Below are 25717 nucleotides of genomic sequence, written 5' to 3' on the forward strand. Positions count from 1 at the left end.
AGCGTATTTTGGCTCACCAGATCTAGTCAGTTATATGGAAATCTACAGAAGAAAACAAATCATGATGTCTTGAAGCGGCGTGCGCACTACTTCTATATAACCGGAATAGAATATATAACCGGAAGCCGTCACTTTAGCTTCTAGCGGAGCTAGTAGCCTCGGCTCAGATCAACCTGGTTAAGTAGTGGCTCCCCTTGCAGCCAGCGTTTCAGATTATCGCAAAAGAATCTCACTAGTCGCTCAGCCGAATATGGTGAATATCCTGAGGTATGAGCTGTGATGAAGACGTTAGGGGTGGACCACAGTGGATGATCCGGAGGCAGGGGTTCAGGGTCAGTCACATCCAAATACGCTGCTGCTATCCAGCCTTCGGACAAAGCCTTCATGAGTGCTTCTGTCTGCACTATCTTTCCTCGAGCTATGTTTAGCAGCACGGAAGAGCTCTTCATTGCTCTGAGTTCAGACTCGCCTATCATGCCTTGAGTCTGGGGCGTAAGAGGAGTAGCTATGACTACATAGTCACCTTTCCCTAGCGCTGCATGCAGACTGTCAGATGTTAGCATTTCATCAAAGTGCTCAGAGCTCCTGCCGCTTGATCTTACGCCCACGACTTTCATCCCCAGGCATTTCGCCCTACGTGCTATCGAAGCTCCTATCCCTCCAGCCCCTACAATTACCATTGTCTTACCGCCGAGCTCATCGCATTCCTCCGCCTGCCATTCATGGGCCTGAAAGTGTCTAAACAGGAGGTGGAATCTTTTAGCATGTGCCAGTGTCATAGCTATAACCCACTCTGCTATAGGCTCACCATGCAGCCCAGCACTGTTGGTCAACACCAGGTCTCGATGTTGGAGGATTGGTATAAGTCCTTCCACACCGGCGCTGTAGCTATGAACCCATCTGATAGATGCAAATTTGTCCAGGATTTGAACTAGTAGATCGTTGGGAATCTCAGACCTAATTAGAACCTGCGGATGGATACTATCCTCGCTCAAGGCCTTTTCGATGGGTATAAGCTCTATGGCTTGATCCACGGATCTGATTTGATCGCCAAACCTCTCGATGATTGCTGAGTTAGCGATTATCTCGATCTTCTCCAACTTGTTTCCTCTCCCAGATTCCTGATCTGGTAACAGACTATCTGAGTTTAATCGATCGTGTCAACGCAACAATCGTCACCTGTAGATCATGGGTACTTGTGGCGTTATTGACAACTACAGATGCATCATTTATACTCGGCAGTAAGGTTGCTAACCAAACCTTAACCTTTGAAGGTCTGGAATTTGCGGGTATTAGTATGATAAAGCGCCCTGCGATACAGCCGCCACCTCTGTCGCAGGGCAATTATTGGATAAAACTATAAATTCAGACGGAGGGATGTCGTGAAAAACTTGCTGTCCAATAAGTTATCTCTTTGTGTCTTGCTTTTGGCACTAGTTCTACCAATCGCCTCCTTCCCTGGTAAGGGTTATGCATACTATGGTGTGACCTTTTACAAGGGAGACAAGGTACAGGTACGTAACACTGGAGGTGCGGGTCTGAGGGTGCGTGTTGGTCCTGGCCTGAGATATGACAAGCTAACGACCATGCGAGAGGGACAAGTGGTTACCGTAGTAGCTGGTCCAATCTGGAGTGATGGGTACGGCTGGTACAAGGTGACCGGTTATGACTCCGCTGGTAACGCAGGCTGGGCTGCTGGCTGGTGGCTCTACAGGGTCAGCCGCGCTGATAACACACCTCCTGCTCAGGTTGCGCAAGTGCGCGTGCAAGAGTACTCAGAGGAAAGTGCTGCTTCTGATAGCTCATCTACTACCAATACCAAGGTGGCGGTTTCCAGACCTTCAGAAAGCAATAGTGGCAGCACTCAGGTAAGTTCTTCTGGAAGGACCTATCGCGTGCTGACCTCTGGTTTCAATGGCGCCGAGTTTGGCTCTACCGGTTACATGGCTAACGGTCGTCGAGTTCACTGGGGAGCAGTTGCCGTTGATCCCAGATACATACCTCTTGGAACCAGGATGTACATCTCGGGCTTCGGAAATCAGGTGTTCGTTGCTGAGGACACTGGCGGAGCTATCAAGGGCTGGAGAATAGATATATGGTTCCCCAGTGTAGCACAGGCCAGGCAATATGGCATGCAGTGGAGGACTATAACCATAATCCCCTAGTCCTTAGCACCAACAGTTGCTTTCGTGGCGGAGTTTCCTCAAGCCGAGGAGATATAAAACTCTCCTCGGCTTGAGTTTTTAGGGAACATATTGGAGATAATAACAGTCCTAATTGCCAGACTTAACAGATGCTATTATTTTCTCAAAAACACTAGGGGGTAGATGTGCCTGATCTGGCCGACATCATAAACAAGATCCTGGATTTTCTTGAGCCTTTCTACGCCCGCTATGGCTATTTCATAGTGTTTGCTGGTGCCATGCTAGAACACACATTCCTGGTATCGTGGGCTCTTCCAGGAGGTATAATGATCGCTCTAGGCGGGATGTACGCTCAGGGTGGGGATCTGAACCTTCTGGGTGTGATCCTCTGCGGTATCTTAGGTTTCATGGTTGGCGACCATATAGACTACATAGTAGGGAGAAGAGGATCCAGAGTACTTGAAAGGCTTACCAAAGGCCGATCAGCTAATGCACCTAACATTTGGAGCCTGAAGGCGATCCCAGCCCTGATTCCTGCTTACATACATACCCTCACTAGGTCAACCATGTTCATGGGCGGTGCTGCCTCGGGCAAACTTCCTTACCACAGGTTCCTGGTGGTGTCTTTTGGTTTGGCAACTTTCTGGAGCATAATAAATAGCGTAATTGGTTACTGGGTAGGGACAAGTAGGGATGAGGTGCTAAGAGTCCTCAACTATATAGGTCTAGGGGGGCAGATATTCGTTCTGGTGTTTATAACTGCGGTGCTTCTCTTAGTCCTGAGACGCAGGTCCAGATCCAGCAGTAAGCTACCCAATAGCCTGGACCTCGAATAACGCTTGGCATGACTCCTGCGAATAAACCCCTGCTAAGGCTTTTTGCTTTTAGCGAGGAGGTGTTCAATGAGATTAGGCAAAGTATCCTTAGCTTTGGCTTTGCTCGGTGGGTTAGCGCTTTGGTTAAGGAACAAAGTGTCAAGTATTCGCACTGAGGTTGCCTTAGAACAGGGTCGTGGTGCGCTTGCTGATACCAGGGTCGAGATCCAGCAAGCGGCAAGACAGATAGGGCAAATCGTTGCGAGCACCGCTAAGAATACTGCAGATAGACTGACCAACGTGGCAAGATCTGCCACCGGCAGTGGAGTGGACGCAACTGCTTCCTCAGCTCAACCTACACACATCACTAGGCAGAATGAAGTGATAGCTGAGGCTACACTGATCCCAGACAACCCAGCTGGGAGTGTAGAGCAAGGTGCTGAACTTTGGGCTGGGGTTCAGGATGAGCCCGTGAATGAGCCTGTTTCTGCTCCAAGTCCCCCACCTCCCCCAGAGCCGCCTGCTTCAGTGGAGCATGAAACTGAAGAGATAGTCTCACAAAATACGACTGCAGAGGCATCGGCCTCATTGACTGGTATGGAGGATGCTGCCGCGTCAAGATCCTGGAAGTATGTGCAGGAGCAGGAAGAAGGATCTGAGTCTCATTCTGCATCTAATCCCACTTATGGGGAGGTCGGTGCTGCGCCCGCAGAGGAAACATCGGATGATACGGGTGTGTTGAAACCCCCGAAAGACAAAAGCGAAGGTAGTCGTGCATCTCGTCATCGGGAAGATAGCATGAATATTCAGTCAGAGGACGAGAATCGAGCTTCTAGTAGTACTTAGTCACTATGGAGGTGAGAGATGAGCACTGGTGACCGCAACTACGAAGAGCAAAAGGAGCGGAGACTTTCTGACGAGAGACTCGATATGGACATAGCGCCCGAAAGTGAGCTCTCCTCTGAGGATTACCAGCATGTTGAAGCCTCTGTTCCGCCTGAAACCCTGGAGGCAATGAAACAGGTGGAGAAGCAAAAGGAGCAACCTGTGGAGCTCCCAGATGTTAAGGGTTTCACCGTTATGGCTACAGATGGGAAGATAGGCACTGTTGATGATGTGGTCGCTACCACAGATGTTGATTCCAGCTACATGCTGGTTAAGGAAGGACTGATATTCAAGAAAGAGGTTAAGGTACCCTTCTCTGCTGTAGACCGAGTAGAGGATAATGTAGTCTATCTAAATGTAGACAAGCAGTATGTGAAGTTTATGGAGGGGCAGGAGCCCTCCCATGCTGGGGAGCCGATAGAACCTATCCAATAGCAAACCTGGTAAACAGGAAAGCATATCAAGAGCGAGGAAAAATCTTCCTCGCTCTTTTATTTTATTTCTGCCTTTAACCAAACATTAACACTTTTCTTACCAGCAACAGGCTTCTGAAATCTTGACATGCCGGTTGTTATACGGATAAGCTACTGCTGCAACACCAAAGCCGAATTCTTAGTGGAAAGGAGGTGATCGACTAGTCGAGTAGTGCAGAGGAATCATAGTTGGATTCCTTTCACTCTATTGCAAGGCTGCTGCTAACTCACCACCAGCAGCCCAGATAGCAGCAAAAGACTAGAAGAAAGAACGGAGGGATGTCTGTGAAACTTAAGCTGTTCTCGTGTGCCCTGTTGATCGCGCTGGTGCTATCCGCTGTGCCGGCAGTCAGCTCTAAAGCTGCTGGCGTACCCGGACAATACGCTTATACCACTACCTGGCTGAACTTTAGAACCGGACCAAGCATCAACTACTCCATCATGCGTGTTCTTCCCCCACAGGCAAGGGTGTACGTTATTTCTGGCCCCTATAACTATGAGTGGTACCGTGTGTCTTATGATGGACTGACTGGTTATGTCCATGGCTACTATATTCAGCCTGCTGCATCCGGTACTACTGAGCTTTCCTCTCAGAGTACCAGCTACACTAACACTACTTACTCCAACACCTACTCAAGCAGGGGTCTTGCCATAGCCAACACAGCCAAGCGCTATGTAGGTTACAGATATGCTTACTATGGCAACACTCCTGCTGAGGGCTTCAGCTGCGTTGGCTTTACCCAGTGGGTGTACAGGCTCAACGGTATATGGATACCTGAAAGCCTGTGGGGTCAGTACAGCATGGGATGGTCAGTGTCCAAGAGTGAGTTGCAGCCTGGCGACCTGGTGTTCTTCCAGAACACTTGGTGGAGAGGGCTTTCCCATGTCGGAATTTATGTGGGTGACGGCTGGATGATCGATGCTGGATCTCCAGAGACCGGTGTCCACTGGAGTAATATCAACTGGGACTACTTTGCAACCCGTTGGTTCGGTGCGCGTCGTCTTGTGAACTAGATAGATCAGCCAACATCTACAAGGGGGCTCTGGTTAATAGCCGAGCCCCCTTGTATTTCTTACGCCAGGAACTTCCTGATGAAGTATATGGTGCTTCCTGCTAGGATGAGAATGGATGCAGCAAGCATTGAACCCGTAACATCATTTTCCCGAGGCTCATACATGCTGCCTGCGCCGCTGTTAGGGAGTTTGGGCGCAGTACCCTGAGATCCTTTCACGTACTCCACCGAGACTAATTTTGCTGACCAGGGGCAGTATCTTCCGACCTTTTCTATAAAGTACTTGACGTTATCTTCCACATAGCTAGGTGTTCCATCGCAGAGCTCTATCGTGAAATCCGCCATCGATATATCTTGTGGGTCTAGATGCCAACTGTATGGAGCGTTGTGGTTCATCTCCCCTGCACCAGGTAATATCTTCCCGTTAGGAATGCTGGCGGTGCTCTTACCTTCCTTTAGATCTAGTATTTGAGCTATAGTTGCTGGATTGCGTACCAGTACCTTGAACTTTTCTCCATTGACGTCAAAGGTTGCTATTATTGCAGATTCCTCCTCGGCTAGAGAGTTATCAGGGAGGAAAGCGAATCCCAAAGTGGCTATAAGTGTGGCCAGAAAGATAAATCGAAGAAGACCCCTCATACTAATTACCCCTCCAGGAGATTGATTTTGAATTTTGATCAAATAACTATCTTTATGCGTCTTTTGTTCCTATAGACTTTTCTAGATTCATCTTTAGTTCCTGTACTGGCTCAGATAAGCTGTAAGTGGTACAACAGGTTCTGAGCCTTTCTGGAGGTAGATAGAAGTGCACACTGTTTACATAGGATTGGGATCTAATCTGGGAGATAGATATGCCAATATAGCTGAGGCCATCCAGTCTCTGCGCTCAAGGGTGAAGATCGATAAGATTGCCTCTATATACGAAACCGAACCAGTGGGATACAAAGAACAGCCTAAGTTTCTGAATACGGTAGTTGAGGGACAAACTGATCTTGAGCCAAGAGATCTGCTCAAATTCCTCAAGTCTATAGAGCACAGGATGGGTAGGAGGCCTTCTTTCAGGAACGCTCCCAGGCCAATAGACCTTGATTTGTTGCTGTACGACGATTTGGTCCTCAAATCAGAAGATATAGAAGTTCCTCATCCTTACATGCACGAGAGAGCTTTTGTATTAGTGCCTCTTGCTGAGATCGCTCCTGATATGGTCCACCCAGCTTTAGGTGAGTCTATCGCTCAGCTCCTGGAGAAAGTAGATAAGTCTGGTGTCAGAAAGGCAAGAAGGGGGCTGGCATTACGCTTGTCTCGTGATGTGCAGGGGCAGGAGCCAGAAGTAGCTGTGCGTCTTGGTCGTGTGGGAGTGACGAACGTACAGAGGATGATAAGGCTGGGTAAAGGATCTAGATCCAGGGTATTGCAGGCCGAGATAAGCCTGCTGGCAGATATAGGCCCAAACCAGAAAGGGCTTCATATGTCTCGCTTCAGCCATGCTCTTGATGAAACTCTGGATGATGCGGTTGCTGATGAGGCTCCGGATGTGGAATCTCTTGCTCTTAGGATCGCTGAGAGGATCGTAAATGCCCAGAAAGCCCTTAGGAGCGAGGTAAGAATAAGGGCAAAGTTCTCACTTCGTAGGTATGCCCCTATATCAGGAATCCCAACAGATGAGATGTATACCCTGCTTGGAATAGCAGTTTGTAAGCAGGATAGTTATCGGCGGATGGTAGGGATAGAAGCGGAGGGTATGACGGCGTGCCCTTGTGCACAGGATATGATACTCGAGCACTCTAGGGAGAGGCTGGCCGAGGAGGGATTTACATCAGAAGAGGCAGAGAAGATACTGGCCGCTATACCTACCGCCGCGCATAACCAGAGATCAAAGGCTACTATACTTCTTGGGACAGATGCAATGGTAAGAGCTGAGGACTTGGTAGAGATCGCCGAGTCCTCCATGAGCTCGGAGAACTACGGTCTTCTCAAACGCCCGGACGAGTTCTTCGTAGTTCACAAGGCCCATCGTAGACCTCGCTTCGTAGAGGATGTGGCTCGGGAGATACTGAGATCAGCGGTAAATACTTACTCTGACCTGCCTGAGGAAGACTTCCTGTTAGCTAGGGTGGTAAGTTTTGAGAGCATACACAAACATGATGCTTACGCTGAAGGATTCGGCACTTTTGGCGAGCTAAGAGAACAGGTTATTTATGGCCGCAGCCCTTCTACTTGTACCACTTTGGAAGAGTGGCTAGGATGAACCTTGCAAATAATCCCAGCCCAAGAAAATAGCTATAGATTATTGATAGTCGGTCGTTACTAATTGCAACTAATTGCAGCAGAAATGATGCTGCATTAGAGAGCAGATTTTTGCCTTTCTATCTTGATTTTTGATATTATCCAGAAATAAGCAGGGGAGAATATGTGATATATTGCACTTTTTTGCAATTGAGAGGTAGGCTATGGCCAGGACGCACGCTGATAAGATCTATGATTACTACCCTGCATTCCTGGATCTCTGCAGAAAGAAGGTAGTGGTTGTAGGTGGTGGTGAGATAGCCACAGGCAAGGTTAGGGGCTTAATCCCATGCGGCCCTGATCCGCTAGTGGTTATAGCTCCAGAAGTCTCTGACTACATCAGGGAGAAGGCTATCGAAGGTGCCCTTACCTGGATACAGAGGGAGTATACCTATGGAGATCTGGAGGGCGCCTATATATGCTTTGCTGCTACCGATGATAAGTCAGCCAATGCTAAGGTAGCAAAGGAGGCCAGGGAGAGGAATATCCCGGTCCTTGCCGTGGACGACATCCCTAACTGCGATTTTATTGCTCCAGCTGTGGTTCGCAGAGGTAGGCTGGTGATAGCCATATCTACCAATGCCTTGAGTCCTGCTATAGCCAGCCATGTTCGCCGAAAGATAGAGCGTGACTTTCCCCCACATTGGGCCCACCTGCTTGAGGTAGCCGCCACAGTAAGGGAAAGGCTTGGCCCTGCCAGATTTACTATAGATCCAGAGGAATGGCAGCGGGCACTGGATGACGATCTGAAGTCACTCGTTTGGGAGGGCAAGGTAGACGAGGCTACAGAACTGCTTTGGAGCAGGCTGGCTTCGGATAAGGTTGAATTGGAGGCAAGAGCATGAGCTCATCCGGGTTCGTTTCTATAGTTGGGGCAGGTCCAGGAGATCCTGAACTGCTTACTATAAAGGCAGCTAAGAGGCTGGGGTGCGCAGATGTGATCGTGCATGATCGCCTAATAGGCGAAGGTATTCTCAACTACTGCCGCGAGGACGCTGAACTAATTGATGCAGGTAAGACTCCTGGGGGACACCGAATACAGCAGGAAGATATAAATAGATTGCTGGTGGACAAGGCCAGAGAGGGCAAATTTGTGGTGAGGCTCAAGGGAGGAGATCCTTTTGTCTTTGGAAGAGGAGCTGAAGAAGCCCTGTTTCTTGCAAGTGCTGGGGTGCCTTTTGAAGTGATACCAGGTGTCAGCTCTTCCCTGGCAGGTCCTGCAGCTGCTTTGATTCCGGTCACCCACAGGTGTGTCGCTCGCTCGGTAACCATAGCTACTGGCCATGATCGGGATAATTCTTGCGACAAGGTATTCGACTGGGAGGCTTTGGCTAAGGCTTCGGATACACTTGTCTTCCTGATGGCAGTAGAGAATCTGGAACGAATAGTGTCCAATCTCATCTCTCATGGTAGGAACCCCAAACAACTTTCTGCGCTGGTTAGATGGGCCACTACTCCCGAGCAGCAGGTGATATTTGCTCCGCTGCAAGAGATCGTACACATAGCCAGATCAAGACACATAACTCCTCCAGCTGTGCTGGTTGTGGGAGATACTGTCGAGATAGGTATGGAACTCTCTAGAGCTATTGCTTATGGGGAGACTCCGGAAGAAGTGATGCACGCACATGTTGCCTAAATAGATCCTGCGTAGTATATTTCTCTGTAACATGCTAGGGGGAGGGGTTATGATACTTGACATAGGTCATCCAGCTTACTCAGTAGCTGATATAGAACGCTCTATTCAGTTCTATGCAAAGCTAGGCATAAATGAGGCGTTCAGGTTATATAACGATGATGGCTCATTGATGCTCGTCTACCTGCATGTAGCGGGGGATAGATTCATAGAACTCTTCCCAAATGGGTCTGGAGCTGGAAGCTCTGCTGGTGCATCCTATCGACATCTATGCCTTCTGGTCGATGATCTGGGGCTTACGCTTCAGGATCTGAGACAGCAAGGGGTGGATATAGCCAGAGGTCCTATATTAGGTCGAGATAACAACTGGCAGGCGTGGATTTCCGATCCGGATGGTAATCCTATAGAGTTAATGCAGATCTCTAAGGATTCGCCTCAGTACAAAGCTGCGCATTCAAGCTAGTCAAGGAGAAATAATAGCTTTGTCTTCCTCGTCTCCTAGCTTATCTCCGGAGCCAGCCCGAAACAGGGGATTTGTAAGATGGATATTCATCCTTTTGGCTATGGTGCTGGCGATCACTGTATTTCTCATAGTGGGTTCCTGTCTCTACGTAAGAACCGAGGTCTCTAACCTTGCGAAGGGGCTGGTTCCTAGGGAAACAGTCGTGATCGATACCCGGCAGGATGAGGTTATAAAGAGCATTCAGCAGCTCTCAAGACTCGAAACAGCTAAATATACCGTAGAGAAGGTAATTGGGGCCAGCAAGACCAGAAAGTATATCCCCAGTGCTCTGTTAGGGGATAAGATTCTGTTTATAGCGCATGGGGAAGTGGTTGCAGGGGTGGATCTTTCCAAGATCAGTGAAAAAGATATAAGAGTGCAGGGTGATAGAGTAGAGCTCACACTGCCCCAGCCTCAGGTGTTCTATAGCAGGTTGGATAACGAGAAGAGCTATGTCTACGAACGCAGTACGGGGCTATTTTCTAAACCTGATAAGGATCTGGAAAGCAAGGTCAGAGCTACAGCCGAGGATCAAATCAGACAGGCTGCTGTAGAAGATGGCCTGCTGGAAGATGCTAAGCAGAACGCTGAACAGTCAATAAGATCGCTTATGACATCCATGGGTTACTCTCAAGTCCAGATATCCTGGAAGGAGTAATCTATTGGCTCGAGCCGGTTACTCTTACCTGGATGGAGTGATAGCCAGTTGCTCCGGATGGTAGTGTTGGCTGCCTCTCCTCAGTCTGCCAGTTACCTTCGCCGTCCTGCGCCCTCACTACCAAAGTGTAATAACCCTCAGATTCAGGTGTCCACCTGTAGCGCCAGAACCGCCAACATAATGGTCCTATCTCCGGATCGAGCTGTGCGGTCTGCCAAGTCTTTCCTGCGTCTGTACTCACCTCAACCTTGTTTATACCCCTTGACCCAGCGAAGGCGATGCCTGCTATCTCTGTCTCTTCACCTATCTGTATCTCAGAGTTACTGGCAGGAACCCTGATCTGTGACATGGTTTGGATGGTTGCTATATCACTCCAGCCCTGTTGTTGCCAATAACCCTTGTAGTCCTCATTGACCGCTTCTATTCGTTCGACCCATTTCACGTTCTTCATACCAAAGATGTTGGGCACCAGCAGGCGGAGAGGAGAGCCGTGTTTGGAAGGCAGCTGCTCTCCATTCATCTCATAAGCAAGCAGCACTGTAGGTTCCATAGCCTTTTCCAGGGGGATCGATTCCGTGTAGCCATCAGCACAGGTGAACTTGATATCTATTACCCCTTCTCTGACCTGGACTTGCTCCAGGAGGTCTCTCAACCTAATGCCTTTCCACTTGGCATTGCTTATAAGATCTCCTCCCACTGGGTTAGAGATACATTCCAAGGTCTGATCCTGCTCTACAGGGGGTAGCTGCTTGATCTCATCTAGCGTCAGTTCAAATGGCTTTTGTACTAGCCCTCCTATTCTAAGTTTCCAAGAGGTACTATCGACATTAGGATCTAGGATGTTTTTGGAGACCACATAGAACTCATCATTTGGGGTGAATGGTTCTGGCATATTGCCACTTGCTTTGCCGGTAGATGTGATAGTTGCCTGACTGAGTAGTCTCTGTATTATGGATACCACGATTCCTGCTGCTGCTACACCTATCACAGTCGCTCCTAACTGTCTTAGAAACCTTCTTCTGGAGCTATCAGCCACATCTTTTTTGGGAGCCTGACTCGAGGATACGAAGTACTGCACCCCAGCATAGTACACAAATACCGCGCCCAGGGTAAGGGCTAGAGTCGATGGTGAGCTTCCAAGAGACAAGACAAGTATTGCAAGCAATATCGCTAGTGCCAAGCACAGGATACTAAACGTCTTTCTAAGTGTCGTGCCAAAGGTTGAGGATAAAAACCTTGCTATGAGCAGAAACAGCCCGCCACCAACTATTGCTACCAGGACGGCAACAAGATAGGCAAATGGCTTAGCGTAGCCACCAAAGAAACCCAGGAGGGACTCGAACCACCTCATGGGAATCAGCGTGAGCAGCCTATCAAGTAAAACCTCGATTGGTGAACGGACCTGGAATAAGATTCGAAAGAAGGCTATGAGTAAAATCGCAAAGACAGCTGCAAGCAGCCCATAACCCAGCTTGTATTCCTGGCCAGTTTCTTTGTGCGCTTCCACAGTTTAGTATATATCTCCGCTTTTCTATGGCAAATGTTACATGCTTTTGTCCGAATATTGTGACAATTTGGTTCTTGACACTTGACTTTATCGTTATTATACTCCCGCACAAAGTTATCACTTACCGAGAAATATCACTAAAGAGCAATTGGAGGGGAATATGAGGAAAGGGGATAAACAACCATCACTTATCGCTGTTCTTGTCTTAATCTTTGGCTTGTTGTTATCTGCATGTGGTGGCTCTACTGCTGGGCAAACGCCAACCCCGGGTACGCAGGGTGTTGGGAGCTCGCCTTCGCCATCTCCTACAACTGCTGCCTCACCGAGTGCTTCGCCGTCTGGCTCCCCGGCAGCTCAGGAAACTCAGACTGGTGCAAAGTGTCCTGAGAAGAACGAGACGCTCCTGATCTATTCCAGCTTGCCCATGACTGGTCCTTCTCGTGTTCAGACCGTATCCGTCGTGAACGGTATGAAGCTGGCCCTTCAGGAGCATGGTGGTAAGGCAGGTGGGTATAAGGTAGAGTTCAAAGCGCTTGATGATGCTACTGCAGCTGCTGGTAAGTGGACTCAGGAGAAAGAGACTGAGAATGCTAACAGGGCCATCAGAGACGGGGCTACCGTGTATCTGGGTACATTCAACTCGGGTGCTGCCGCTATATCTATCCCTATTCTGAACGAGGCAGGCATTCCGATGATAAGTCCCGCCAATACGGCCATAAACCTGACCCAGCCTGGTCCTCCTGATCCCAAGCTGTATGAGTCCCTGTATAGGAATGGTCCCAGAAACTACTTTAGAGTAGTGCCTGCAGATAACCTCCAGGGTACTGCCGCTGCAAACTGGGCAAAGGAGTTGGGGGCAAAGAAGGTCTACGTGCTCAACGACCAGGAAGTTTATGGTCTAGGTCTGGCTCAGGTCTTCCGCGAGCATGCTCAGAAGATAGGTTTGGAGGTCTTGGGATTTGAGGGTATAGATCCCCAAGCGGGTTCATATGCTTCACTTATGCAGAAGATTGTGGATAAAGGGGCTGACCTGGTTTACTTTGGAGGGTTGGTCGAGACTGGTGGTACTCAGCTTGTCAAGGACCTTAGAGACATAGAGCCCGATCCAGAGAAGATAAAGTTCATGGGCCCTGACGGTATTCTCGAGAGCTCCTTTATTGATGGTGCTGGTGATGCTGCTGAGGGGGCCTATGGAACAGTGGCTGCAGCGCCTCCAGACAAGCTTACTGGTCCAGGCAAAGAGTTCTACGAAAACTACAAGAAGACTTTCGGCTCCGAGCCCGAGCCTTATGCAATCTTCGGTCACGATGCTATGCTAGCTGCCCTGCTCGCGATAGATAAAGCTTGTAGCAAGGATCCCAAGGATGTCCTCAAAGCGCTGAACAACCTGGGTACCGTCAATGGTGCGCTAGGCAAATGGAGCTTTGATAAGCGTGGAGATACGACCCTCAGGACCTACCATGGATACCAGGTAAAGGATGGTAAGTGGGTCTGGGTGAAGCAGCTTAATGCTGGTAGTTAGTGGTCTCGGGGCGCGAACCTGTAATTCGCGCCCCTTTTTACGAGATCTGCTGATTAAGTAGAGAGGGTAGCTTATGGAGACATTTCTCCAGGTTCTTCTAGATGGTATCGCTCTGGGAGCGGTGTTTGCGCTCATAGCTCTCGGCTATACACTAGTCTACGGTATCCTGGAGCTAATTAACTTCGCTCATGGCGATCTCTTCATGCTCACATCCTTTATGTCATTGACGGTTCTTGATGCTATCGGCGTAGATAGCGGAAGCCCATTTTACGTCAAAGTTATCGCCTTCTTGCTTGGACTTGTAGTTCCCATGATATTTGGTGGGGTGTTGAATGTGATCATAGAGAGGGTAGCGTACAGAAGACTCAGAAACGCCCCTCGTTTGGCTCCCCTTATAAGTGCTATAGGAGTATCTTTCATACTCATCCAGATTGGACTAACTTGGAAAGGTCCCTCGCCCGTCAGTTTCCCGAGGCTATGGATACCTCCCGTCAATCTGCTTGATTGGACTGGTCTTGGACTGAGATTCTACTTGCGCAGCCTTCTAGTAATTGCTATGACTGTTATCCTGCTTATTCTGCTGAGGTTTGTCGTCCTGCATACGAAAATCGGTAAGGCTATGAGGGCTACCTCTCAGGATAGGGATGCTTCGGCTTTGATGGGCATCAACATAAACAGGACCATATCGTTTGCTTTCCTGCTCGGAGGCGCGCTTGCTGGAGCTGCTGGTCTGATGTACGGTCTCCATACGGGTACTATGGTGTTCACCAGAGGATTTGAGACGGGGCTCAAAGCTTTCACAGCCGCTGTTCTTGGAGGCATAGGCAACCTGAGTGGTGCCGTGCTTGGAGGTTTTATCATCGGTATAGTTGAATCCTTCAGTAATTACTACCTACAGTCTACATGGACCAATGCCGTTATATTCGCGATCCTGATCATTATCCTGGTATTTCGTCCCTCTGGTCTATTGGGCGAGCAGGTAGGGGATAAGGCATAGGAGGGATGCTGCATGGCTTCATGGGTCTCAAAACAGATTAACAGCCTGAGGGAGAACTACAGGAAAGACAAGGTAAACACTGTTACGGCCACTATAGTTATACTAGCGGCGCTAACTTGGCCATGGGTCGTAGACCCCCTGATGCGGCTTGTGTTGCACTTCAGTATGATAGACCAAATGTTCCCTATCATAGCCTATATCCTTTTGGCCCTTGGCCTGAATATAGTAGTGGGTTATGCCGGATTGCTTGACCTGGGGTACGCAGCATTCTTCGCGATAGGTGCATATACGATCGCTATACTGACTAGCCCTAGAAGCCCGGTGGCACAGTTCCTTTCCTCGAACATGCCATTTCTACACGTTAACTTCTGGTTCTCACTAATCCTTGCATTCTTCATCACTGCGATATGTGGCGTGATTCTTGGCGCGCCTACACTACGGTTAAGAGGAGATTACCTGGCGATAGTTACCTTGGGATTTGGCGAGATAGTACCAGTTATATTCCTAAATGCCCACAGCATAACTTATGGAGAACAGGGACTGAATGCTATAGATCAACCTGTGATATTTGGTTTCCGTCTGGGTAGTGGGCCACAGAGCACTATAGCCTGGTACTACCTGCTGATCGCTATTGGGGCGATACTTATCTTCATCGCCCGTCGCCTGCGGGACTCCCGCATAGGTAGGGCATGGATGGCCATGCGGGAGGATGAGATAGCAGCAACTTCGATGGGTATAGATTTGGTTAGAACCAAGCTGCTTGCCTTTGCTATGGGTGCTAGCTTCTCGGGATTTGTAGGAGTTATGTTTGCCAGCCGGTACTCCTTTGCGGCACCTAGCCAGTTCGAATTCAGCACCTCAGTATTGCTCCTGTGCATGGTTATATTGGGAGGTATGGGTAACATCTGGGGAGTAATAGTGGGAGGGTTCCTGCTGGGGCTTTTTGACAGAGTGCTGGCTGACAAAATATCGGAATGGGGCCAGACACTTGGCGAGAGGACTAATTGGTCTTTCCTGCTCAACCTCGACCTTACTAAGTACAGATATCTTATCTTCGGCCTAACCCTCGTTATCATGATGCTTCTGCGACCCGAGGGGATACTCCCAAGTGCTGAACGTATGGCTGAACTGCATGAGGACGAGGAGGCACCTGAGCAGTTATACGATGTAAGATCCGAAACCCATTCTACTGGTGGAGCCCGTTCCTAGGAGGGAAAGGATATGCTTCTGCATGCGCACAAAGTTACTAAGGAATTCGGAGGATTGGTAGCAGTAAGAGAAGTCGATTTTACCATTCCAGAGAGATCTATAGTCAGCATCATTGGTCCTAACGGTGCTGGTAAGACTACCTTTTTTAACATCCTGACAGGGTTGTATAAGCCAACCTCTGGCAGGATAGAATTCGATGGCCACGACATAACCGGTAAACCTCCTCACGAGATCGTGAAGTTGGGCATGTGTAGGACCTTTCAAAATATAAGGTTGTTTCAGAACATGACTGCTCTTCAAAACGTACTCGTAGGAGAGCATGTGCGGCTGAAGGCAGGGCTTATTGGGGCGATATTCAGGCCGCCATCTGTTATAAGAGAGGAAGAGAGCGCAGTTAGAAAAGCTAGAGAACTTCTAGCCTTCGTTGGCCTTAGGAGAGTGGAGGATGTTACAGCAAAGCATCTTTCCTATGGCGATCAGAGGCGGCTGGAGATCGCTCGTGCGCTTGCCTCAGATCCCAAGCTACTCTTGCTGGATGAACCTACAGCAGGAATGAATCCCCAGGAAACGGCCGCCATGACTCGTTTTATTAGTAGGTTGAGAGAAGACCTGGGGCTAAGCATTCTCCTGATAGAGCATGATATGAAGGTCGTCATGGGGATAAGCGATAGAGTGTCTGTGCTCGATTATGGAGAGAAGATCTCTGAGGGAACGCCTAACGAGGTCAGATCCGATCCAAGAGTTATTGAAGCTTATCTAGGGAGAGCTGCAACAGCATGACAGAACACAGATCTGCAGTGACAAGTGTATTGCAACAGACTGGTGCTCCTCATGAAAAACAGGAGTCTATGCTGGAGCTGGAGGATATACATGTCTACTACGGCAATATACATGCCTTAAAAGGCATATCCTTGCACGTACAGCGTGGAGAGATAGTTACCCTGATAGGCGGTAATGGTGCTGGTAAGACTACTACCTTGCGCACTATCTCAGGACTTATACATCCGAGAATGGGCACCATAAAGCTTGAGGGCAAAAGAATCGATATGTTGCCGCCTCATGAAGTAGTTGCCAGGGGGATAGGTCACGCCCCGGAGGGAAGGAGGATCTTCCCTCGAATGAGTGTGAAGGAGAATTTGGAACTGGGGGCTTACCTGCGCAACGACAAGGATGGAATCAGGGCCGATATGGAGAGGGTTTTTACTCTTTTCCCCAGGTTGAAAGAGAGAATAAACCAAAAGGCTGGTACTATGTCTGGTGGTGAGCAACAGATGCTAGCTATAGCTCGTGCTCTGATGGCCCGACCAAAAGTGTTGTTGCTGGATGAGCCTTCAATGGGCCTGGCGCCGATTCTGGTGGAGCAGATCTTCTCTATCATCAAAGAGATAAATGAGCAAGGTACGACTATACTGTTGGTGGAGCAGAATGCTCTTATGGCCCTGAGCGTAGCCCATAGAGGCTATGTAATAGAAACAGGTAAGATAGTACTGGCTGACAGCGCTAAGGCGCTACAAGAGAACGATATGGTGCGTAAATCTTATCTTGGTGAGGAATAGATAAATGTATGGTGGACCTGCTAAGCCTAAGACCGACGAGAAAACTTTCGATAGAGATCCAGTTGGAGATTACAAGCTCACACACCGCATGGCCGAGATATCTGAAAAACTGATGTCTACTCCTGACCAGGTGGTAGACTTGGATGCTCCTTGCCCAGCCTGTGGCGGTCCCCTGGCTGGTAAGGCTAACCCCTATAGTCGTACAATCTCGATATGGTGCCTTAACTGTACGTTTCGTATAAATCGCTAAGGAGTATGTGGAAGTGGCTTCTACTTTGGATCTGGTGAGCTTCAACGTACCTGGAATGACACAGGATAGTGATCGATCCGCAGTCTATAGTTCTCTAGATGGGGTGCCTGGGATAGAGGAAGTGGTGATAAACTTGCCCGCACGCTTGGTGCAGGTGAAATACGATCCAGAAGAAGTCTCGCCCGAAGAGATAAAGGCATTAATAGAATCCACTGGGCTGATGGTACAGCGCTACTCCAACGGCTATAGGTAAAGAAGACGATATAGAATCCTTTTTCAGGACTGGCATACTCATTGCTATACTAAGCTGTGGCACTTCTCCCAATTAGAAGATTGTATTAGGAGGTTTTTGCGTGCGACTTAGAGTTGGAGTGCAGATCAAGCCACAGCATGCTGATTATGATCAGATCAGAGATGCCTGGATAAGAGCAGAGAATATAGGTGCAGACGTACTTTATAACTGGGACCATTTCTTTCCACTTTCGGGAGATCCTAACGGCAAGCACTTCGAGTGTTGGACTATGCTGGCCGGTATGGCCGAGGTAACGAAGCGAGTGGAGCTTGGCGCCCTGGTGACCTGCAATTCCTACAGGAACCCTAATCTGCTCGCAGACATGGCCCGTACGGTGGACCATATATCTAAAGGAAGACTCATCCTTGGTATCGGTGCGGGATGGTTTGAAAAAGATTACAGAGAGTATGGTTACGAGTTTGGAACCGCTGCTAGCAGGCTGAAGGATCTGGAAAGGTCGCTGCCTATAATCATTGAGCGCTGGAAAAAGCTTAATCCGGGTCCAGTTAGAGGTCGCATACCCATTCTCATAGGTGGCAGTGGTAGAAAGGTGACTCTCCGCCTAGTAGCGCAGTACGCAGATGCCTGGAACGGTTTTGGCACTCCCGATGAGGCCAGGGAGTTGAATAAAGTCATAGATGAATGGTGTGAAAAGGTGGGGAGAGACCCCAGCGAGATAGAACGTTCCATAATGATAGGTGATGAGTGGGTAGACAAGGCGGATTACTACGTGGAAGCTGGTGTAACCCATCTGATAGTGGGCGCTGATGGCCCTGATTATAACCTCGAGCCGCTAGCTAAGCTGGTCGAGTGGCGTAACAGTAGACAGCCTGTTGTAGAGGAAGCAGCCAGTCGATAGGTCCCAGTGATTCATTCTTAGTATACTTATTACCACCAGGATATCCTGGTGGTATATTTTTGTCCGGGGTCCTAATAGGAACTCACGGATTATTTATGCTATCCTATTTGCAAGTAGATGTCACTATAGTTGTCGATAAAAGTCTTCTCACCAAAAGTAAATTTTGCTAGGGGAGCGGGAATGAAAAAGGCTTTACTCGGAATAGGACTCTTAGGATCGGTAGGAGCTTTGGTTGCATTGCAGGCAACGCGCAGAGGAGGGGGCTATTACTCAAGCAACAACTCTACTCGGGTGGTAGTACTAGGAGCAGGGTTCGGAGGGCTGGCAGCTGCAAGAACCTTAGCTCGCAACAGAGATGGCCTAGATCTGGATGTATTACTGGTGGATCGCGCTAACTTCCACCTGTTTACGCCCATACTCTATCAAGTCGCGACTGGGGGGGTTGAACCGGATAACGTTACCCATCCAGTAAGGTATGCTACTCAGGCCGATGGCTTCCGCTTTCAGGAAAGCAATGTGCAGAAGATATCTGTAGAAGATAAGTGCGTCTACACGGATGACGGCCCAATCTACTATGACTATCTGGTTGTAGCTCTAGGAGCGACCAATAACTTCTTTGGTCTTGCCAGTGCAGAGGAAAATTCGTTTACTTTGAAGACGATTAGCGATGGCATAGAGCTGCGCAATCATATCATAGATGCCTTTGAACGCGCCGAGGTAGAGCAGGATCCTGAGGTCCGCCGCAGGTTGCTGACTTTCGTGATTGTAGGGGCTGGTCCTACTGGAGTGGAGCTCGCAGCATCCCTACGTGACCTGGCGAGCCACGTACTTCTCAAGGAATATCCCGGGATAGATCCTGGTGAGGTGAGGGTCGTATTGGTTGAGGCCCTGGATCGTATACTCCTTGCTTTGGATGATCAGCTGCGCCAGAACGCTATGAAGACCCTACAATCGAAGGGCGTAGAAGTTCTTCTCAACACTCCTGTGGCTGATGTAGAGAAGGGTGGAGTGCGCATCAAGGATGGGAGCTTCATACCGAGCGAGACGGTAGTATGGACGGCAGGTGTGAAGGCCAATCCATTGGTCGCTGATCTGCCAGGAGAGAAAGGCAGGGATGGCAGGGTCAGAGTTAATGACTTCATGCAGTTGCCTGACCACCCTGAGATATATGTGATTGGTGACTGTGCGATGTACTTTATGCCCGGTGAGCAGAGGCCACTTCCCCCCAACGCGCCTGTGGCGATTGCTGGTGGAAAGACTGCAGCTATTAATATAATTCATACCCTAAAGAACGAACCGCTGGAGCCTTTGAAGTACAAGTACCAGGGTGAGCTCGTCAGCCTGGGGAAGAACAATGCTGTGGCCAACATAATGGGTATAAAGTTCAGCGGGTTCATAGGATGGCTCGTGTGGCGCGCTGTGTACCTGTATAAGCTCGAAGGCTTCAAGAACAAGGCAAGCGTGCTGGTGGACTGGCTGTTTGGAGTATTTGACAGAAGGGAGACTAGTAAATTACCTGTTACACCTTCCAAAGTGCCAAGCGAGTCAGTAGCAGAATAGCTTATACATTCTGTAACAAATTACATAAGGGGTGGTCATATTCCACCCCTTATGCTTTCTGTTGATGTAGAATTTTTATAAATACAAGAGAACAATTTGTTGAGCGTTCTATGCTACAGGTTATAGATCTCGAGATAATTCTAGATGGAAAGCCCATACTCTCCGGCGTAAGCTTCAAGGTTAATGCCGGAGAAAAGGTAGCCTTGGTCGGGGCCAATGGCGCTGGTAAGAGCACTCTTCTCAAGGCGATCAGCGGCGAACTACAGCCCTCTGGAGGCAAGATAGTTCTTCTGCCAGGGCTCAAAGTTGGCTATCTGCCTCAGGACAGCTTCATAGTCTCCAGCAGAACTCTCCATGACGAGATGCTTTCAGTGTTTGGAGAGGTGCTGGAGATAGAGTCCAAGCAGCGCAAGCTCGAACAGGAGATGTCCGCGCTTACAGGGGAAGAGCTGGACCGGCTGCTTGTCGAGTACCAGCGACTCAGCTCTGAGTTTGAGAGGCTTGGGGGCTACACGATCGAGAGGGAAGTGGGCAAGGTGCTACATGGCTTGGGATTCACGCCCAACGATCTCTCAAGGGTGGTATCGAATTTCAGCGGTGGATGGAAGAGTCGTGTAGCGCTTGCCAAGGTATTGCTGGAGGAGCCAGATATCCTTCTACTGGATGAGCCTACCAATCATCTGGATCTACATGCTATCGAGTGGCTTGAAGATTTTCTAATACGCTACAAAGGTGCTGTGATCCTTGTCTCGCACGATCGATATCTCTTGGATAAGTTGACTACTCGTACTATCGAGCTACAGGATGGTAAAGCCACAGATTATCAAGGTAACTACAGCTGGTATGTTGCTGAGAAGGAGCGAAGGCTTCAGGATCAGCTTGAGTCCTTTCAAAGACAGCAGAAGTATCTTGAGAGGCAGAGGGCTTTTATAGAGCGATTTCGTTACAAGGCGACCAAAGCCAGAGCGGTCCAGAGCCGAGAGAAGATGCTTCAGAAGCTAGAGAAGGTCGAAGCACCAAAGATCTTCTCAAGAAAGATAGCCTTCAAGTTCAACTATGCTGGTCACAGTGGTCGGGAAGTATTTGCTCTGAAGAACATCTCCAAGTCTTATGGCTCTCACAAGATCCTGGAAGGCATAGATCTCCTTGTAGAGCGCGGTGACAAGATTGCCATAATAGGGCCTAATGGGAGTGGTAAAACTACCCTTCTGAAAATACTGGCAGGCATGGAAGAGCCTTCCTCCGGATCGATACACCTTGGATATAACGTCAGGCTCGGATATTATGACCAACATCAGGCAGAGATTCTGCAGAGTGACAAGACCATATATGACCTGGTTCTGGAGCAAGCCCCACAGGGATGGACAGTCACTGATATCCGCGACCTGCTTGGTAGGTTCCTATTTAGAGGCGATGATGTAGAGAAGTACATATCCGTGCTCAGTGGTGGTGAGAGAAGCAGGCTCGCATTGCTCCTGCTGCTGCTAAGACCTGTAAATACGCTGCTTCTGGATGAGCCCACAAACCATCTGGATATAGCTAGCAAGGAGGTGTTAGAGTCTGCTATTCGTGAGTTCCCTGGTACTTGCGTAGTAGTATCTCACGATCGATACTTTATAGATAAATTTGCCCAGAAGATAATCGTTGTAGAAGATACGCATATTACACCATACTTGGGCAACTACACAGATTATAAGGCTAAGGTGTCTGAGGTTAAGCTGGAGGTAAGTACTAAGCCTGCCCCAAGTCAGGCGCAGCATAAAGCTAACAGAAAGCCCAAGGCTAAGGAAAGAGAGATCCTTAGACTGCGTGCACAAGTTCAAGATCTTGAAACTGAGATCAGCGATACTGAGGATCGCCTCCAGGAGCTACAAGCTCACCTTGAGGATGATAGCTTGTACCAGGATCGAGAGCACTATTATTCTCTCCTATCTGAGTATGGAGAGCTTCAAGGTAGGCTGCAGGACCTAAATGAGCGTTGGGAAAAGAAGGCTTCCTTGCTAGAGCAGTTGGAAATGCTGGGATCTGCATCCTTTGAGCCCGATGAGTTAGAGCCTGAGGCACAGAGAAGGCTGAGGGAACTCAAGAACGCATTGGAAGACCCTGCCCTATACGAAAATCAGGGTGAGCTCGCAGCTGTACTTCAGGAATACTTGACTCTGAGCAAAAGTAATGAATTCCGTCCATCTAGTCAGGTAGATAGCCAAGCAGAACGTGGAGATTCTCAGGGAGATAATCCAGAAGCTGTTGCTGAGTCTATCCGTGCCCGCCTGTCAGAGATAGAAAGAGTGCTTATGGACCCTGGCATTTTCCTTGATGAACATAGATCTAGATTGATCATCGAAGAGTACACCGAGTTGCAAAAGCACTTGGAGAATCTATTGCAGGGTGGTAACTTTGACGGTAAGAAGTGAGTTCTCCTGGCGAATGGGAGACCTCAGGTACAAGCTCCTGATCTCGGGTTACATCCTGATAGATTTGAACGAGACAGAGCTCGATATAAGCTCAGGCAATAAAATCGTTTATTCGGCACCTGAGACTGTAATCGTGGAGTCTCCAACGCTGCTGCTTGACGGTAAGCTAAACGTGTACGAACAAAAAGTGTCCGGCAGACCTTCGAGAATAGGACGGATAGAACGTGGAAAGCTAATCCTGCCTATCAGTAAATCCCAAGCTACCAGTCTAGTTAGATTTGAACCAGTTGAGCAAGCAGTGTGCGTTAGCTGGGATGAATCTTTGGGCTGGGGATTCTTGCCCAGAGATGATCAGTCAGTGGCCGAACTAACAAAAGGTCTGTACGAAGCCGCATGTAGCTTGCATTGGATATTAGAGATGTCTGCCATCAGCTCTGGCCTAGATAGGCTAGCGAATCTGCTGATACAGGTAGCTGATGAGCTAGGTGTACAGCAAGAGGATAGAATATGGCTCAAGGGCGTGCCTGACACAAAAGAGCTGGCGGTGTTAGCAGGGGTCTCCAAGGAGAGCGCTGCGATAAATCTGGAATGGCTGATACATCAGGGGATTTTATCTAGGGAAGATGGTAAGTTATTCTTACATTCGCTTGAGCGACTACGAGAACTCGTGTCACGACAGGATGAGAACAAGGCTGAGTAGATTGCTAAGTGTTTTCCTGACTTATTCTTCTAGCCCATTGCTCTTCGGTGTATAACCGGTATCGGTACTCACCTGACTGTAGAGCTTCTATATATATACTTTGTCCCGGTGTGACTTGGTGAGATCTCATGAACATGCGTAGTCCGGATATATGTGATCTACCTCTGCGTAGCCTGTAGGTATGTGTCGACTCTTGTGTGTCGCCGCACTTCGCCACTATCTCTCCTTCAGAGGGGAATATAGTGTGAAGATCAGAGCTTACCGCTAGACTGCCACTTCTATAGGTAGATCTGCTGATTTGTATTCGAGCGACTATGCTTCCAGCAGGTGTCCTGACAAGCTCTCTCACGGTTTTCTGCAGTCTATGTCTAGATGATACAGACTTGGCGTCATACTCCTCCCCAAATAGCCAGTAGTTCTCTCTTATAGGGATAAACTTGGGGCTTGCTATTAGAACCCTGCTGATGTCCTTGGGGTCGCGACCTATTGCTTCAGCTATCTCTTCTGCGTGCATAGGCTTTCCAACTGCCAGCATCAGGTTTTCTATTCCGGATTCCAGCTCTTTATCTATGGTGCCCCATTCGGTCAATCCGAATAATCCTCTGCCGAGGCGAATGAAATAAGGTTCTGTCAATAGTATGTTATGTATGCTCTCTGTACTTATAGGTTCTGGAGAGGTGCTATCTTGGAGGTGATCAATTACATGCTTAGTTATGGTCTTGTAATGAGCTGGTTTACCTATTTCCCTTAAAGCCATGACTATATTGTCTATCTTAGTTCTCTTCCACTCCTGCAGCGCAACGTCTCCCGAAGGGGTAAGGTATAAGCTAGGGGTAGCTCTCACAAACTCCTCTAGTGAAAAGTTAGGGTAAGTAGTCTTTAATGTGACATAATCACTGTTTGAAGCCAGCAGCTCTTCAAAGCTCCTGATTGGCATGGGACTAAGCCTTTTGACCAGTAGCCCCTTCATGAGCTCTTGCAGGTCTTCTACCTGTTGCACTGGAGCTTCTCTGAGTGCGAACCTTCTGCCTTGAAGAGGGACTAATAAGTCACTGACTTCAAAGAGGAAGCGTGCTACCCCCGCGGGATTCATATCAGCGACCTTGTACGTAGTGTGGAATCTATCCAGCAGGTACCTGAGAGTAGCAACTCCACCAACCGCACTCATAGCTTCAACGGCAGGCGCGATCAATCTCGTTATCAGTTCAGCATTTTGTTTCCTAATGAGTCTTAGTCCTCGCTCTTCAAGCTGCCTTACCCGCTCTTTGGATAGCTTCAGTTCTGCTCCTATCTCCTGAAGGGTGAGTATCTTGCCGCTTACTCCAAACCTGGCTTCGAGCACCCTTCGTACTCTGGGCGACTTAATAGTTTGGATGAGCTTTGTGATCTCTTTGTCCAGCTCTGTAATACTAACATCTTCTTGAGTGGTTTCAGAACTTAGCTCTACCTCTGCGGGGAGTTGTTCAGAATAGCTTTGTATAGCCTCTAATATCCTCTTTGCTGTTACCTTGCCAATTCTAGGAATCTCCTGGAGTCTCGAGAAATTCTCTCCAGTAATGTCCCCTATAGTTTTGATGCCTGCTAGTTCTAACCTGTGAATGATCGACATCGACAGTGGCAGTTTCGATATTGGGTGTTCAGATATACCGCCGGGAATCTTAATCCCGGCATCGTCTAACCTCTGCTTCTCTTCCTCTATGCTTCTCTTGTTGTCTGCGTCGCCTAGCTTTACAGCCTTGATCTCCTCCAGAGCAGCCTTACCTATTCCCTTGAGCTTTAGGAGCTCCTCATCTGTCAGCCTATATAACTGATCTGCTGTAAATATCCCAGCTCGCCGCAGGATACCCCTGATTCTAGGACTCAACTGCAGGTTTTCAAGACTATTATCGACCTCATGAGATTTGGATAATCTCAGCAGCTTCATCAAGTACTCTTCTGTGTACTGTTTTACGAGTGCCTGGGATCTGCCAACATAGCCGAGTATGGCCCTAATATAGAAAGTCGAGGCTGATGCCAGGTCTTGCACAGTAGTTATTCCCGCCGATGCTAGAGGGGTCTGTGCCCAACTGGGTAATCCAATGCTCGACAGACTGGTCTGAGACAGGTCTATGCCTTCGGATGCTACTTGCTGGAGCAGCATAGGATTAATAAATGGATACCTGACTTTATCTTCCTTGAAATCCAGCCCCTGTGATCGTAGTGTGTCTCTGATCTTTTGCAGCTCGGAATAGTTGACCCTAACTGTAGACAAGAACTCCTCTACCGTCACCTGGGATAATGATTCCAGGTTGCTGTATCCTGAGGTCCTTAGAGCTCTAGCTAGAGAAGGAGATATCTTGGCTAACTGGTCGTGAGGGTCCATCTGAGGGGCCTTTCCGACTGAATATTGTCTAATCAGAATTATAACATCGAACTGTTTGCAAACAGTAGCTTGCGAACACT

At 48.7% G+C, this 25717-nt stretch carries 25 protein-coding genes; 21 read left to right on the forward strand and 4 right to left on the reverse strand.

Features of this window, described 5'->3' with window-relative positions; all coding sequences use genetic code 11:
• Positions 1-149: 149 nt before the first annotated feature.
• Entirely contained in the window at positions 150-1100 is a 951-nt protein-coding gene (locus TTER_RS02830) for a D-2-hydroxyacid dehydrogenase (protein WP_012874525.1), read from the reverse strand.
• A gap of 282 nt (positions 1101-1382) precedes the next feature.
• Between TTER_RS02830 and TTER_RS14565 the strand changes: the two genes are divergently transcribed.
• From TTER_RS14565 to TTER_RS14570, 5 genes are all read left to right on the forward strand, one after another.
• Positions 1383-2165 (forward strand): 3D domain-containing protein, encoded by a 783-nt coding sequence (locus TTER_RS14565; protein WP_012874526.1) that lies wholly within the window; start codon positions 1383-1385, stop codon positions 2163-2165.
• A 164-nt stretch (positions 2166-2329) separates the two neighbouring features.
• Positions 2330-2980 carry a DedA family protein gene (locus TTER_RS02840; protein WP_012874527.1) on the forward strand — a complete coding sequence of 217 codons (651 nt, stop codon included), beginning with the start codon at positions 2330-2332 and terminating at the stop codon, positions 2978-2980.
• Positions 2981-3046: 66 nt separating this feature from the next.
• The gene (locus tag TTER_RS02845; RefSeq protein WP_012874528.1) at positions 3047-3805 is read left to right on the forward strand and encodes a hypothetical protein; all 759 of its coding nucleotides are present in this window, start codon (positions 3047-3049) and stop codon (positions 3803-3805) included.
• Positions 3806-3823: 18 nt separating this feature from the next.
• Positions 3824-4279 carry a PRC-barrel domain-containing protein gene (locus TTER_RS02850; RefSeq protein ID WP_012874529.1) on the forward strand — a complete coding sequence of 152 codons (456 nt, stop codon included), beginning with the start codon at positions 3824-3826 and terminating at the stop codon, positions 4277-4279.
• Positions 4280-4596: 317 nt separating this feature from the next.
• Positions 4597-5331: a C40 family peptidase gene (locus TTER_RS14570; RefSeq protein WP_083768760.1), complete on the forward strand. Its 735-nt coding sequence runs from the start codon at positions 4597-4599 to the stop codon at positions 5329-5331.
• Positions 5332-5390: 59 nt separating this feature from the next.
• Here the strand turns inward: TTER_RS14570 and TTER_RS02860 are convergent, their stop codons facing one another.
• Positions 5391-5969 carry a BP74-related protein gene (locus TTER_RS02860; RefSeq protein ID WP_012874531.1) on the reverse strand — a complete coding sequence of 193 codons (579 nt, stop codon included), beginning with the start codon at positions 5967-5969 and terminating at the stop codon, positions 5391-5393.
• Positions 5970-6135: 166 nt separating this feature from the next.
• Between TTER_RS02860 and mptA the strand changes: the two genes are divergently transcribed.
• The 5 genes from mptA (at position 6136) to TTER_RS02885 (ending at position 10409) form a co-directional block, all read left to right on the forward strand.
• Entirely contained in the window at positions 6136-7578 is a 1443-nt protein-coding gene (gene mptA / locus TTER_RS02865) for a GTP cyclohydrolase MptA (RefSeq protein ID WP_012874532.1), read from the forward strand.
• A 202-nt stretch (positions 7579-7780) separates the two neighbouring features.
• The gene (locus TTER_RS02870; protein ID WP_012874533.1) at positions 7781-8461 is read left to right on the forward strand and encodes a precorrin-2 dehydrogenase/sirohydrochlorin ferrochelatase family protein; all 681 of its coding nucleotides are present in this window, start codon (positions 7781-7783) and stop codon (positions 8459-8461) included.
• Positions 8458-9252, forward strand: a complete 795-nt coding sequence (gene cobA / locus TTER_RS02875) for a uroporphyrinogen-III C-methyltransferase (RefSeq protein ID WP_012874534.1) — start codon at positions 8458-8460, stop codon at positions 9250-9252. The genes TTER_RS02870 and cobA overlap by 4 nt, the downstream gene beginning before the upstream one ends.
• Positions 9253-9301: 49 nt before the next feature.
• Positions 9302-9712 (forward strand): VOC family protein, encoded by a 411-nt coding sequence (locus TTER_RS02880; protein WP_012874535.1) that lies wholly within the window; start codon positions 9302-9304, stop codon positions 9710-9712.
• A 19-nt stretch (positions 9713-9731) separates the two neighbouring features.
• Entirely contained in the window at positions 9732-10409 is a 678-nt protein-coding gene (locus TTER_RS02885; RefSeq protein WP_012874536.1) for a DUF4230 domain-containing protein, read from the forward strand.
• Position 10410: 1 nt separating this feature from the next.
• Here the strand turns inward: TTER_RS02885 and TTER_RS02890 are convergent, their stop codons facing one another.
• Positions 10411-11916, reverse strand: a complete 1506-nt coding sequence (locus TTER_RS02890) for a sulfite oxidase (RefSeq protein WP_012874537.1) — start codon at positions 11914-11916, stop codon at positions 10411-10413.
• A gap of 160 nt (positions 11917-12076) precedes the next feature.
• Between TTER_RS02890 and TTER_RS02895 the strand changes: the two genes are divergently transcribed.
• The 11 genes from TTER_RS02895 (at position 12077) to TTER_RS02945 (ending at position 23275) form a co-directional block, all read left to right on the forward strand.
• Positions 12077-13438 carry a branched-chain amino acid ABC transporter substrate-binding protein gene (locus tag TTER_RS02895; RefSeq protein ID WP_012874538.1) on the forward strand — a complete coding sequence of 454 codons (1362 nt, stop codon included), beginning with the start codon at positions 12077-12079 and terminating at the stop codon, positions 13436-13438.
• Positions 13439-13511: 73 nt separating this feature from the next.
• Complete coding sequence (locus TTER_RS02900) at positions 13512-14435, forward strand: branched-chain amino acid ABC transporter permease (RefSeq protein WP_012874539.1); 924 nt, start codon at positions 13512-13514, stop codon at positions 14433-14435.
• Positions 14436-14447: 12 nt separating this feature from the next.
• Complete coding sequence (locus TTER_RS02905) at positions 14448-15644, forward strand: branched-chain amino acid ABC transporter permease (protein WP_012874540.1); 1197 nt, start codon at positions 14448-14450, stop codon at positions 15642-15644.
• 12 nt (positions 15645-15656) lie between these two features.
• Positions 15657-16424 (forward strand): ABC transporter ATP-binding protein, encoded by a 768-nt coding sequence (locus TTER_RS02910; protein ID WP_012874541.1) that lies wholly within the window; start codon positions 15657-15659, stop codon positions 16422-16424.
• 68 nt (positions 16425-16492) lie between these two features.
• Positions 16493-17200, forward strand: a complete 708-nt coding sequence (locus TTER_RS02915; RefSeq protein WP_041424606.1) for an ABC transporter ATP-binding protein — start codon at positions 16493-16495, stop codon at positions 17198-17200.
• Positions 17201-17204: 4 nt separating this feature from the next.
• Positions 17205-17450, forward strand: coding sequence for a hypothetical protein (locus tag TTER_RS02920; protein WP_012874543.1), 246 nt, complete (start codon positions 17205-17207; stop codon positions 17448-17450).
• A 13-nt stretch (positions 17451-17463) separates the two neighbouring features.
• Positions 17464-17703, forward strand: a complete 240-nt coding sequence (locus TTER_RS02925) for a heavy-metal-associated domain-containing protein (RefSeq protein ID WP_012874544.1) — start codon at positions 17464-17466, stop codon at positions 17701-17703.
• A 100-nt stretch (positions 17704-17803) separates the two neighbouring features.
• The gene (locus TTER_RS02930) at positions 17804-18601 is read left to right on the forward strand and encodes an LLM class F420-dependent oxidoreductase (protein ID WP_012874545.1); all 798 of its coding nucleotides are present in this window, start codon (positions 17804-17806) and stop codon (positions 18599-18601) included.
• A 180-nt stretch (positions 18602-18781) separates the two neighbouring features.
• A complete protein-coding gene (locus TTER_RS02935) occupies positions 18782-20161 on the forward strand; it encodes an NAD(P)/FAD-dependent oxidoreductase (protein ID WP_012874546.1) in 1380 nt (459 codons plus the stop codon).
• A gap of 110 nt (positions 20162-20271) precedes the next feature.
• Positions 20272-22575 carry an ATP-binding cassette domain-containing protein gene (locus TTER_RS02940; RefSeq protein ID WP_012874547.1) on the forward strand — a complete coding sequence of 768 codons (2304 nt, stop codon included), beginning with the start codon at positions 20272-20274 and terminating at the stop codon, positions 22573-22575.
• Positions 22559-23275 (forward strand): cyclic nucleotide-binding domain-containing protein, encoded by a 717-nt coding sequence (locus tag TTER_RS02945; RefSeq protein WP_041424326.1) that lies wholly within the window; start codon positions 22559-22561, stop codon positions 23273-23275. Before TTER_RS02940 ends, TTER_RS02945 begins: the two co-directional genes overlap by 17 nt.
• 4 nt (positions 23276-23279) lie before the next feature.
• On the opposite strand, the gene TTER_RS02950 is transcribed toward TTER_RS02945, so the two are convergent.
• Positions 23280-25637 (reverse strand): DNA-directed RNA polymerase subunit alpha C-terminal domain-containing protein, encoded by a 2358-nt coding sequence (locus tag TTER_RS02950; protein ID WP_012874549.1) that lies wholly within the window; start codon positions 25635-25637, stop codon positions 23280-23282.
• Positions 25638-25717: the final 80 nt, after the last annotated feature.

It is taken from the genome of Thermobaculum terrenum ATCC BAA-798 (assembly GCF_000025005.1).
Taxonomy (GTDB): domain Bacteria; phylum Chloroflexota; class Chloroflexia; order Thermobaculales; family Thermobaculaceae; genus Thermobaculum; species Thermobaculum terrenum.

Coding starts and splice junctions, on each gene's coding strand:
- TTER_RS02895 (WP_012874538.1), top strand. CDS start 12,077: ATGAGGAAAGGGGATAAACAACCATCACTTATCGCTGTTCTTGTCTTA.
- TTER_RS02905 (WP_012874540.1), top strand. CDS start 14,448: ATGGCTTCATGGGTCTCAAAACAGATTAACAGCCTGAGGGAGAACTAC.
- TTER_RS02935 (WP_012874546.1), top strand. CDS start 18,782: ATGAAAAAGGCTTTACTCGGAATAGGACTCTTAGGATCGGTAGGAGCT.
- TTER_RS02850 (WP_012874529.1), top strand. CDS start 3,824: ATGAGCACTGGTGACCGCAACTACGAAGAGCAAAAGGAGCGGAGACTT.
- TTER_RS02870 (WP_012874533.1), top strand. CDS start 7,781: ATGGCCAGGACGCACGCTGATAAGATCTATGATTACTACCCTGCATTC.
- TTER_RS02940 (WP_012874547.1), top strand. CDS start 20,272: ATGCTACAGGTTATAGATCTCGAGATAATTCTAGATGGAAAGCCCATA.
- TTER_RS02880 (WP_012874535.1), top strand. CDS start 9,302: ATGATACTTGACATAGGTCATCCAGCTTACTCAGTAGCTGATATAGAA.
- TTER_RS14570 (WP_083768760.1), top strand. CDS start 4,597: ATGTCTGTGAAACTTAAGCTGTTCTCGTGTGCCCTGTTGATCGCGCTG.
- TTER_RS02900 (WP_012874539.1), top strand. CDS start 13,512: ATGGAGACATTTCTCCAGGTTCTTCTAGATGGTATCGCTCTGGGAGCG.
- TTER_RS02950 (WP_012874549.1), bottom strand. CDS start 25,637: ATGGACCCTCACGACCAGTTAGCCAAGATATCTCCTTCTCTAGCTAGA.
- TTER_RS02915 (WP_041424606.1), top strand. CDS start 16,493: ATGCTGGAGCTGGAGGATATACATGTCTACTACGGCAATATACATGCC.
- cobA (WP_012874534.1), top strand. CDS start 8,458: ATGAGCTCATCCGGGTTCGTTTCTATAGTTGGGGCAGGTCCAGGAGAT.
- TTER_RS02910 (WP_012874541.1), top strand. CDS start 15,657: ATGCTTCTGCATGCGCACAAAGTTACTAAGGAATTCGGAGGATTGGTA.
- TTER_RS02920 (WP_012874543.1), top strand. CDS start 17,205: ATGTATGGTGGACCTGCTAAGCCTAAGACCGACGAGAAAACTTTCGAT.
- TTER_RS02845 (WP_012874528.1), top strand. CDS start 3,047: ATGAGATTAGGCAAAGTATCCTTAGCTTTGGCTTTGCTCGGTGGGTTA.
- TTER_RS02860 (WP_012874531.1), bottom strand. CDS start 5,969: ATGAGGGGTCTTCTTCGATTTATCTTTCTGGCCACACTTATAGCCACT.